Origin of the sequence: Pseudomonas sp. 09C 129, from assembly GCF_002843625.1 — a bacterium.
In the GTDB taxonomy this organism is placed as follows: domain Bacteria; phylum Pseudomonadota; class Gammaproteobacteria; order Pseudomonadales; family Pseudomonadaceae; genus Aquipseudomonas; species Aquipseudomonas chlororaphis.
In genome coordinates, this window is record NZ_CP025261.1 from 3,892,715 (window position 1) to 3,904,446 (window position 11,732).

Annotated in this window: 7 protein-coding genes; all 7 read left to right on the forward strand. The window is 65.8% G+C overall.

The features are described from left to right. Positions 1–40 precede the first annotated feature (40 nt). Positions 41–775, forward strand: a complete 735-nt coding sequence (locus CXQ81_RS17630; protein ID WP_007925567.1) for a flavodoxin family protein — start codon at positions 41–43, stop codon at positions 773–775. A 31-nt stretch (positions 776–806) separates the two neighbouring features. Then, entirely contained in the window at positions 807–1,925 is a 1,119-nt protein-coding gene (locus tag CXQ81_RS17635; RefSeq protein ID WP_101337994.1) for a DNA glycosylase AlkZ-like family protein, read from the forward strand. A 34-nt stretch (positions 1,926–1,959) separates the two neighbouring features. Further along, positions 1,960–7,461, forward strand: coding sequence for a non-ribosomal peptide synthetase (locus tag CXQ81_RS17640; RefSeq protein WP_256593370.1), 5,502 nt, complete (start codon positions 1,960–1,962; stop codon positions 7,459–7,461). Then, a complete protein-coding gene (locus CXQ81_RS17645; protein WP_101337996.1) occupies positions 7,458–8,783 on the forward strand; it encodes a phenylacetate--CoA ligase family protein in 1,326 nt (441 codons plus the stop codon). The genes CXQ81_RS17640 and CXQ81_RS17645 overlap by 4 nt, the downstream gene beginning before the upstream one ends. After that, entirely contained in the window at positions 8,780–8,953 is a 174-nt protein-coding gene (locus CXQ81_RS31355; RefSeq protein ID WP_218244942.1) for a hypothetical protein, read from the forward strand. Before CXQ81_RS17645 ends, CXQ81_RS31355 begins: the two co-directional genes overlap by 4 nt. Before the next feature lie 72 nt (positions 8,954–9,025). Further along, positions 9,026–10,450: an MFS transporter gene (locus tag CXQ81_RS17655; protein WP_087090951.1), complete on the forward strand. Its 1,425-nt coding sequence runs from the start codon at positions 9,026–9,028 to the stop codon at positions 10,448–10,450. 9 nt (positions 10,451–10,459) lie between these two features. After that, on the forward strand, positions 10,460–11,728 hold the full coding sequence (locus CXQ81_RS17660) for a condensation domain-containing protein (RefSeq protein WP_101337997.1): 1,269 nt from the start codon (positions 10,460–10,462) through the stop codon (positions 11,726–11,728). Positions 11,729–11,732 lie beyond the last annotated feature (4 nt).

The following is an 11,732-nucleotide window of genomic DNA, read 5'->3' on the forward strand; positions in this document are numbered from 1 at the left end:
TGCCCGGCCAATACGCAAACGCTAAGAAGAGAGAAGCACCATGACGGACAAGATCAAATATGTCGCCATCAACGGCTCGGAACGCTTGGATGGCAACAATGCCAAGGCGCTGGAGTGGGCGGCCGAGTACCTGGAAAAGCAGGATGTGATTCTCGAGGTCTTTTCACTGGCCAGCGCCAAGATCGACCCCTGCGGGGCCTGCGGCGATTGCAATTTTCGCGACGAGCCCTGCGCGCAGAAGGATGATGCCGCGCGCGCCGTGCAACTCATGGAAGCCAGCGATGGCGTGATCTTCGCCTGCGCCGTCCATGGCTTTGGCGCCACGCCCTTGATGTCGGCATTCCTGGAGCGGGTCGGGACCGGGTTCCTGCGCCACGATCGCACCCTCACCAACAAGGTTGCCGGGGTCATGGTCACCGGCCGGCGCATGGGCCATGTGGAGGTCTACAACCAGATGCTCCAGTGCGCCTTGCTCAACCGCATGATCATGGTCGGCTACGGCTTCCCGGCCATGCTCGTGGGTGACAAGAAAGGCGAAGTACTGGGCGACAAGGAAGGCATGGAGATGCTGCGCCGGATGCTCGATCGCATGGTTTCCATGACCCGCCTGATGCGCGACTACGAACGAGTCACCGGGCAGGCGGCACTGCCGGTCTCGGTACCTGGCGAACGCCATCGCGAGGGCAAGGACGGTACGTTCTTCGTCCCGGCCAAGTCCGACATGTACCAGCTCGAGGCCGCTCGCGGCTGCAACTTCGATGTCGTCGGCGACTGAACTGCGCAGCCCAACAGCTATCGAGAACCTTATGAGCATTAGAACTGCCTGCAATGGCCTCACCGACACCCACCTGCGGGAATGGATAGTGTCGGAACACTTCGAGCGCCTGGCGGATGCCACGGTGGCACAGATTGCACAGGCCTATGTCGGGGTCTATTCGGTCCGGCCTACCAGTTGGCTGGCGGTCATGGCGCGCAATCGCAACCTCGATCGCCAGACCGTACTGGCCATGGAAAACGCCAGCGACCTGCTGCGGATCCCGGGCATGCGGCGCTCCAAGTTCCTGCTTCCCGGCGAGCTGGCGGCCAAGGTCTTCGCCGCCACCCGCCTGCCCCTGGCCAACCACGAATGGCGCTTACGGGACGTAGGGCTTGGCCTGGACGATTACCGGCGACTGCTGCCGACGCTGGTCGCCTTCAGCAGTGGCGTCTCGGTGCGCCTGCAGGACATCGGCAGCGCCCTCGACCTGCCGGCGCCCCAGGCGCGTGCGTTGACCTCGGTTGCCGCCTATGACGGCGCCTTGGTCCGTATACCGGCGGCCAACCAATGGTCCAACCGCTGGCTGTACTCGGCTGCACCCGAAGGGCTGCTACCCGGTGACGGCGTGCCACTGGACCGCGACCTGCTACTGCGCGATATCGCCGGGCGCTACGTCGAACACTACGGACCGGTCACGGTCGACGACCTGGCCTGGTGGCTCGGGGTTTCCAAGGAAACCGCGCGCACGCTGCTTCAAGCCTGCGCAGCCCGCCAGGTCGGAAACCAGATGTGGCACAGCCCGGCCGGGCTGGCGCGCCTTGAGCAGTTCCTCGACCGCGCCAAGGCCCCCGCAACGGCGCAGATCCGTTTCCTGCCGGCCTGGGATCCCCTGGTCATGGGCTATGCGCCCGGTTCGAGACAGCGCGACTGCCTTGAGCTGGAACGGGTCGGCGGCTACGACGCGGCCGGTAACGGGCGGCCGGTGGTGCTCATCGGCGGCCGGGCTGTCGCCACCTGGAATACGGCGGCCAAGGGCAGCAAACGCTTCATCGCAGTCGATGCCTCGACACTCGCCGACCAGGAGCGTGAAGCCGTGCTTCAGGCTGCCTCGGTACTGGCGGAGCAGATCGGGGCCATTCACCAGATCGAGAACAAAACCACAGCGTGACAACAGGGAAGGCATGAACAAGATGAGGGACGACATGACATCAGTACCCGCCGAGCCACAATCGCTGCCAGGCACCGAGCGCAGCCTGTGGGACGCGTTCGCGTGCCCGGCGGCCGGGCAATCGGCCGACAGCGCACGGGAGCAGGAAGACTTTGCGCTGCCCCCTGGCCTGACGGCCAGCATCAACGACCTGATTACGGTCGCCGCGGTCCTGGGCTCCCTGCTCAGCCCGGAAGGCCGGGTGACCCTGGGGATCCATGACGGCGGCAAGCGGTCGCAGCTCGGCGTCGATTGCACGGCGTTGAACCTTGCGCAAGACGCTCGGGGCTATATCGCGCAGTTGCGCGACAGTGCCGAAGCGCCCCATGACGACACGCAATTGCGTGCCGATATCGAGATCAGCAATGGCAACAACCTGCCAGCGGCACAGTCGCCGGTCTGGCTACTGGTGCAAGACGGCCGTTGCCAACTGTCGGTACGCAGCGATCGCATGACCCGGGCCGTGCGCCTGGAGTTGCTTGAACTGATGGCCTTCGCTTGCGCCCGGGTACTGGATCCCAAAGCCCTGCCGGCGTCCACGATCCAGCCCGCCTGCCCTGCCCCGGCCGAAACCGGCGAGCGCCCGTTCCTGGTGGAGCGCATCTACCGGCATGTACAGAGCAAGCCATCGGCCGTGGCGATCGTGGATGACAACAGCGACCGCACCCTGACCTACGCCGAACTCTGGGACGCCTCCGAGGCCTTGGTCCAGCACATACGCGAACGCGTCACTTCCCGGCGCTCGAGCCCGCGCCTGGCGCTGTTCCTGGAGCGCGGCTGGCAACACCTGGCCTCGATCATCGCCGTGCAACGCATGGGCGGCACCTGCGTGCTGATCGACCCGGCGCATCCTGATGAACGCATCCGGGCCTTTATCGAAGAGTGCAGCCCCCATGCGGTGTTGACCGCAGGCAGCACCACCGAGCGGGCGCGAGACTGGGCGAGCTGCCCGCTGCTGGATATCGACAAGGTGCAGATACGCCCTGCCCACGTCGACTGGGAACACGGCAAGTGGGTCGAAACCACCAACGAGGCCTGCTTTATCGCCGGCACTTCCGGCAGTACCGGACGGCCCAAGGCCGTATGCCTGTCCTATCGGGGAATGGCCGCGACCCTGGACGCCATTATCGATCAGGCCGGGCTGGGCGAGCATAGCCGCGGCTCATGGCTATCGTCGCCCGGCTACGGGATGGTCGAGGTCGACCCGCTGCCGGTCCTGTGCGCCGGCGGCACGGTGTGCATCCCTGCCCCGCAGGTGCTGCAGGACGTCAACCTGCTGGCCCGCTGGCTGCTCGAAGGCGACATGAACCATACGCTGGCCATGACGTCCATCGCCGAAGCGCTGTGGGCCACCGGGACCCGGACCGGCCTGCGCACCATGCTGATCGCCGGTGAGCGCTGCAAGCAATGGCCGCCGGCCGATCTCGGCTACCGGGTGATCAATGTCTATGGCTCCGCGGAGGCCGCGGTGGTGTCCATCGAGGACCTGTGCGCGCCGCGCCGCACCTTGCTGCCCTCGGTCGGACGGGCGATACCCGGCGCCCGGATGTATGTGGTCGACCGCCATGGCCAGCCGCTCGCGGCCCGTTGTGTCGGCGAGCTGATCATCACCGGCGAGACGCTGTCGGTGGGCTACGTGAACCCCGAGGACACCAAGAAGGCGTTTCGTGGCAACACCCTGGACGCCACGTCGCCATTGCAATACAGCACCGGCGATCGGGCGCGCATGGCCGCCGATGGCACCGTGGAAATCTTCGGGCGGACCGACTCGGTGGTAAAGATCCGCGGACATCGGGTCGACCTGACTGAACTGGAGATCACCGCGCTGCAGGTACCGGGCGTGGTGAAGGCGGCGGCCACCTGCTTGAGCAACGACCTGGGCGCGACCCTGGCATTGTTCCTGGAGCTGGCTCCGGACGCCGCAGAGGTGATGGCCAAGGTCCGCAAGCATTTGGCCTCGCGCCTGCACCCGGCCGCTCAGCCCGGCCAGATCGTGACCGGCACCCTGCCCCTGGGGCGCAACGGCAAGGTGGACTACAACGCGCTGCAGGTCGGCCCGATCGAGCGCGATGCGGACCAGACCGTCTTTGCCCCGGTGACCCGGGCAGACCACGCGGTACGTGATTGCTGGCTGGCCTGGACGCTGTGTGAAGAGGCGACGCTGGAGTCGAGTTTCTTCGACGCCGGCGGCGATTCCCTGCGCGCCTTGCGCATGGTCGGCGAGCTGGCCTGCAAGCACGGCATCCATGTGCAAATGGGCGCGTTCCTCGAGGAGCCGGTACTGGCGAACCTGGTACGCCTGGCCAATGCCTCGCGCAATACCCAGTTGCCGACGTTCGAGCACTTGCCGGCGCAGCAGCAACGGCTGCCGTTCGAACTCAACGAAAGCCAGCAGGCACTGTGGATCGGTCGTGGCTCGTTCTACGACTACGGCGGCGTCGGCTGCCAGGGTTATTTCGAATGGGAAGTGCAGGCCCTGGACCGCGAGCGCTTCACCCGTGCCGTGGGGCTGCTGGTCGAGCGCCATCCGATGCTGCGCATGACCATCGATGCCAGCGGACGCCAGAGCATCGGCGATGTCGACGGTACCCAGGCGGTGGAGTACGTCGATCTCAGCGCCCTGGATGCGGCGCAGATCGACCGGGAGATCGACCAGGTCCGCGAACGCATGGCCAACGAAGAAATCGGCACCACGCAATGGCCACTGTTCCAGTTCCGCATCAGCCGCATCAGCGCCGGCACCAGCCGTGTGCATCTGTGCATCGACATGCTGATCGCCGATGCCTGGTCGATCTTCCAGGTGATCATCCCCGACCTGATCGATCTCTACCTGGAAGATGACCCACAGCTGCCCGTGCTCCAGACCAGCTTCCATGACTACGTCGCCTATCGGCAAAAGGTGCTCAAGAGCGCCCAGTACCAGGCCGACCGCGAATACTGGCTGGACAAGATCAACCATCTGCCGGCGGCGCCGCGCTTGCCGCAGCTGGAGCCCGGGGAGTTCAGCGGCCCGTCGCGCTTCGAGCGATACGAGGGCAGCCTCGCCGTCGCGGCCTGGGAGCGACTCCAGGCCCAGGCCCAGGCGCGCAATATCTCGCCATCCGGGGCGGTCGCGCTGGCCTTGTGCGAAGTGCTGCGCTGCTGGAGCGAAGAAGACCGCTTCACCCTGAACTTCCCGGTCTCGGACCGGATGCCCGTCAGTGCCGATATCGACCAGGTCGTCGGCGACTTTACCAATACCCTGCTGGTGCCTTACGAAACAGCGGCCGCCGATACCCTCGAGGCTCGCGGCCAGAAGTTGCAAGGCGCCATCTGGCAGGCACTGGACCATCGGCTGTTCAACGGTGTCGAGGTGCTGCGCGAGCTGGCCCGGGCCCGTCGCAGTGGCGGTGCGCCGCTGATGCCGATCGTCCTCACCAGCCTGCTCGGGCACCCGGGCCGCCATGACGCGGCGCGTCTTGGGCAAGAGGTCTACGGCGTCTCGCAAACGCCGCAAGTCACCCTGGATGTGCAACTGCGCGAGTCCGAGGGCACCTTGTACTTCAAATGGGACTACCTGTCCGGGGTCATTCGCCCTGACGTGGTGGAAGCGATGTTCGGCGCATTCCGCACGCTGCTGCAGCAACTGGCCGACGACAGCGAGGTCTGGCAACGCACCTGGCTCGACCTGCGACCTGCCGCGCAGATCGAAGTACGCCAGGCGGTAAACGCGACCCAGGCGCCGGTACCGGAGGTTCACCTGCGTGACCTGCTGCTGGCACGGATCGCCGAACGCGCCGGGGAAACCGCCGTCCTCGATCCCCGGGGCAGCTACAGCTGGGGCGAAATCGGCCGGGCCGCGGCACGGATCGGCCAGATGATCCAGCAGGCCCGCAACCCCGGCGAACGCTTTGTCGGGATCGTGCTGCCCAAGGGCAGCGGCCACTATGCGGCGGTCTACGGCTGCCTGCTGGCCGGTGTCGGCTATGTGCCGGTGGATATCGACCTGCCGCCCGAGCGTATCCGCTCGGTGCTGTCCCAGGCCGGGGTGCGCACGGTTATCGCCGGTGCCGATACCCGGTTGCCGGAGCAGGCGCAGCGGCTCGTGCTGACGGACGAGGACCTGCGTGCCTGGGCCGGGCAGCACACGGACCTGGCCCTGGCCACCCTGCCCGCGGACTATTCGCCCTACGTGATCTTCACCTCCGGTTCCACCGGCAACCCCAAGGGGGTCGAGATTCCAGAGGCCGCGGTGGTCAACCACGTCTATGACGTCGTCGAACGCTTTGGCCTGGATACCTCCACCCGCCACCTGGCGACTGCCGCCCTGCACTTCGACATGTCGGTCTTCGATATCTTCGGCCCCCTGCTGCACGGCGGCTCGGTGGTGGTTCCTGCCCAGGCCGCGGGCCCGGACCCCGATACCTGGCTGCGACTGCAGCGGCGCCACGGCGTGACCTTCTGGGCCTGCGTGCCGGCCATCATGGACTTGCTGTGCAGTGTCGCGGAAAACGCGCGCAGCTTCTGCGCGGTGGAATCGCTGGCCAATATCGTCATGGCCGGCGACTGGATCCCTCTGCCATTGCTGCCGCGAGCCAGGGCGCTGTACCCGAAGGCACGGCTGTACTCCTGTGGAGGCCCCACCGAGACCACCAACTGGTCGGTGCTGCACGAGATCGACGAGCAAGAAGGCCAAATGGTGCGTTCTGTGATCTATGGCGCGCCGATGCGCAACTCGGCCTATCACATCGTGGCGGGCGACTGGACCGATTGCCCGGATTGGGTGCCCGGGGAAATGCTGGTGCAAAGCGATGTGTCCCTGGCCTGTGGCTACATCGGCCAGCCGGAACTGAGCGGCAAGGCCTTTGTCCTGCACCCGCGCAGCGGCCAGCGGATGTACCGCACCGGCGACCTCGGGCGCTACCTGCCCAACGGCGAAATCGAGATCCTGGGACGTCTCGACAACCAGATCAAGCTCAATGGCCTGCGCATCGAGCTGGGCGAGATCGAGAGCGTGGCCGAGTCCTGCCCCGGTGTCTCGCGGGCCTGTGCCGTAGCCCTGCCTGGTCCCGACGGGCATCCCAAGCAGATCGCCCTGGTCTATGTCGGCGAGCCCGGACTGGCTCCTGCAATCACCCAGGCCCTGACCCTGCGCCTGCCTGCCTACATGGTGCCGAAAACTGTCCAGCCGTTGCCCCAATTACCCCTGTCGAAGAACGGCAAGGTGGATGTACTGGCCCTGCGTGAAACCCTGAGGAATGACATGAAAGACTCCACCAGCAAGACTCCGCAAACCATCCTGCGCACCGTTATCCGGGTTATCGCCAGCCATCTTGAGGAGCCGGTGGTACTGCCCGAGGACAACTTCTTCGACCTGGGCGGCGACTCGCTGTCGGCGATGAAGATCAAGATCGAACTCGAGTCCCAGCTGTCCATCAGCGTGCCCCTGGAGAACCTCATGCTCACCGAGACCATCAGTGAGTTCGCCAACAGCCTGGACGCGGGGAACCAGCCATGATCAAGGACAACCTGCACCGGCAATGGCTGGAGGATGTGGACGCCTACCTGGATGGACGCACCACGCCACAGGAACTGGAGGCCAAGGGGCAACTGCGGGCCCGGGAAGTCTTGCAGTATGTCCAGGAACGCTCGACGTTCTATGCCAGGCACCTGCGTTCGCAACTGGGTGGCCCCAGCGCGCTGCCGGCGCTGGACGGCATACCGTTCACCACCAAGGAAGACCTGCGCGCCGTGGGCCGCTCGGTCTGCAGCCTGCCTTTCGAGCAGATCGCGGTGTACTACGAGACGACCGGGACCACGGGGGCGCCCACCCCCTGCCCTCGGGCGGCGATCGATGTGGACACCAGCGGTGCCTATGTGCAGAAGGCCGTCGCCGACCTGTACCAGTCGACATTCGGCACCACCGATGCCCTTACCGCGATCATGGGGCCGTCGGAGCTGTATGCGTTCGGCGATACCTATGGCGAGGTCTGCCGCAACCTGGGTATTCCCTATGTGCGGCTGTGGCCGGAAAGCCCTCGGGTCGGCCTGGTCAAGGCCGCCCAGCTGATCAACGACCTTGGCGTGCGCTCGCTGATCTGCTCGCCCGCCGTGGCCCTGGCCCTGGCCCGGCTCTATGTCAGCCAGGGGATCGATCCGCGCGAGACCGCGGTGGGCCAGATCATGGTGCTGGGCGAACTGTGCACGCCGCAGATGCTGAGCAATATCGCCCGGGTCTGGAATGCCCATTGCACCCATGGCCTGTATGGCTCCCAGGAAGCCCATGCGGTGGCCACCGGCTGCGCCAACGGCAACCTGCACTTCTCCGAGACCAACTACCTGGCGGAGATTCTTCCGGTTCCCGGAATGGAAGGCGATATCGGCGAACTGTGCCTGACGATGCTGGTACCCGGGGCCAAGCCGCTGATCCGCTACCGCACCGGCGACCTGGCGCGACTGCACGCTGCCGAGGAATGCGGGTGCGGCAATCGTTCTCGTTGCCTGCGGGTCTTTGGCCGGGTGAGCGATGTGATGACCCTGGCCGGTCGCCAGGTACTGCCGGCGCTGATCGAGTCGGCGGTGCTGGCTGCGGCCGAGTGGGTCTCCGGCTACGAGGTCAGGATCTGCACCGCCAGCGACGGCAGCGACCATGTCGAAGTGTCGATGGTGGCGGGTATCGGCGAGCGTTCGCTGGCCCAGGTACAGGAGCAGATGGCCGGCCATTTCGGCACCTCGGTCCAGTTGCAGCTGGAGCAGAACCTGGACCCGAGGACCGAGACCGGCGCCTACATTTCCTGGAAGCACGCCCGTATCCGCGATCAACGGGAGAGCGCCCTGTGAGCGCGTTACCAGCCACCGCCTGCCCGGATGATGGCGTGAACAGGGCGGCGCGCCAGCCTACCCGGCCGATCGAAAGCGTGCCGTTTCACCCCGAGAGCATCGGCTCCGACTACGGGATCAAGATGATCCGTAACTCATTGGCCCTGGCCAACGTCAACCCCATGGGCTGATCGCTCTGGAAAAAAGCCTCGGGTGCCGGCCGGATGCCGGTCGACACCCATTAATCTAAGGATTGGATAAACATGACTCACACACCCGCGAATGCAACGCTCAATGAAAAACGATGGCAGGCACTGGCTGTCATCTCGATCATCCAGCTGATACTGCTGCTGGATGCCACCGTGGTGAACGTGGCCCTGCCACGGATCAAGCACGAACTGGGACTCACGGACGGGTCCCTGACCTGGGTAGTCAATGCCTACCTCATCACCGCCGGATCGCTGTTGCTGCTGGGCGGGCGGATCGGCGACGCCTTTGGGGTGCGGCGCACCTTCCAGGTCGGCGTAGTGATTTTTGGCGCATTTTCCTTGCTGGCGACCTTCGCCGAAGATGCCACCGTGCTGATCGTCAGCCGTGCCGGGCAAGGGGTCGGCGAAGCCCTGGCTTCGGCCACCGGGCTGGCCATGGTGTCGTTGCTGTTTCCCGCAGGCCCCGAGCGCGGCAAGGCGTTTGGCATCTGGGCGGCACTGGGCGGCCTGGGCTCGATCATCGGCGTACTGCTGTCCGGCGTACTGACTCATTATCTGTCGTGGCGCTGGGTGTTCGGGATCAACGTGCCGATCGTCATGCTGCTGAGCGTGGCGACCATGGTCATGATTCCCAAGTTCACCCACCGCAGTTCCACCCCTCTGGACCTGGGCAACGCACTGATCCTGGTGGTGGCCGTCGCCGCGACCGTCATGGCCGTGATGGGCTCCGGCATCGAGCACCTGCCCGGACAACGCGTGGCGCTCCTGGTGCTGGGCTTGCTGGGTATCGCCCTGGTGCTGCGTCGTTGCAAGCGCTCGGAAAACGGCATTATTCCCGCACGCCTGATGGCTCGCTCTCCCCGCCTGGCCGGCTACGCCATCGTGGCCATCCTGGCGGCGACCTCCGGCGCCTTGTTCTACCTGGGCGTACTGCTGCTGCAAGACTACCTCGGCCTGAGCCCGATGCAGACTGGCCTGGCCTGGCTGCCCTTCTGCCTGGGTTTCTTCCCCGGCATCTTCCTTTCGCAGTTCGTCATGCAGCGCTGGAGCCCGCAGGCGGCAGCAGTCGTCGGCCTGGCAACCTCGGCGCTGGGTTTCGCCTTGTTTGCCTTCGGCGTACCCCTGCATAGCTACTGGCTGGGAATGCTGCCGGCCATGCTGGTCACCTCCATCGGCTTCGGTTGTGTCGCACCGGTCGCTCAGTCGTTGGCCACCAGTGACCTTAGCGAGGCGGATGCTGGTGCCGGCTCGGGTATCACCACCACCATCCAGCAGCTGTTCCAGGTGTTCGGGGTCACCCTGCTGGCTGCCGTGGGCCTGGCGGTCTCCGACAGCACCGCAGTGCCGACCATCACCGCCAATGGTTTCGTCAGCGCTTTCGCACTGTCGGCGCTGGCGATGATCGGCGGTGCCTTGCTGATCTGGGCCGGACGCAATGCCCTGGCTCTCGAGCCGGCCCCCTCGAGCCCCCAGCCGTAGGTTATCGTCATGCATCAGAACTACCTGATCCCTCCCTTCAAGGGACCCCTGGCGACGCTTTCCAGCGTCGCGGGGCTGCGGGAAAAATGGACCGGGGCGATGCTTGACCAGACGGGGCGCGCCTATTCTGGCGCGCTGCGTCTGGACTTCAGCGCGCAGTGTTGCCACGCGCAAGTATTCGACGCCGTGGCCCAGACCCTGGCCCGGCATCCGATCCTGGCGGCCCGATTCGAGATCGAAGGAGAACAACTGGTCGGCCGTGCCCCCAGCGAACAGGCATTGCGCCAGGCGCTGCGCGAGCAACTGGGCAAGGTGCAGGCCGCCGTCACCGACCAGGACTTCCTGGCCTATCGGGCCAGGCAAGCCGCCGAACCCGGGCTGCGCATCGCCTCGGCGGTAGACGAGGCTGGCCTGCACATCTGGATCGGCTTCTGGATCTATACCTGCGATGGCGCCTCGATTGACCTGCTGCTGGAGGATATCGCCCGGCATTACTCGGGCCTGCCCCCGGTGTCCTGCACCGCCTGGAACGACTATTGCCGGCTGCAGCACCTACCGCCGCCGGCAAGCGCGGCGCAACGGCTTGAGATCTACCCGGGGACGGGGCCCTACGGGCTCGACGCACTGCGCGCCAAAGGCGCTGGCGGCATGGGGCGCATGCAGAGCCTGACGTTCACCTCCAGCGTGCCGCGCAGCAGGGTTCTGGACTATGCCAGGGCCCAGCGCGTGACGCCGTTCGTGCTGCTGTTGGCCATCTACCAACGGGCAATCAGTGCCGTCAGCGGTGTCGCCACGGTGGTGACCGGCGTCCCCTTCGCCAATCGCCCGGGCGCCGCGGCCCAGAAGCTGGTGGGGCCGTTGTCCAATACCATCCCGGTCAGCACCCGGCATGAGCCCGGCGAGCCATTGGCCGCGGTGATCAAGCGCGTGCAGCGGGCGGTGATCAATGCCGCGGCTCGCCAGGACATGGAGCCGGCAGCCTTGTATCCCGAGGGTATGTCTACCCGCACCGCCGGCTTCGAACTGCCGTTTCCCCAGCTGTTCAACGCCTGGAACTCACGCAGCGCAGGCAGCCGCATCGCCCTGGGCGACAACCAGTGGATGAGCCTGCGGCTATTGCCCAACGATACCTGCCGCGTGGCTTTCGAGATCACCCTGGATGAGCACACCGAGCATATTTCGGGGCGGATCGACATGGACGCCGCAGCCTATGGCGACCATGCAGGACAAGTCATCGAACAGATGATCAGCGATCTGCAAGGCATTCCCGGCGACTGATCCG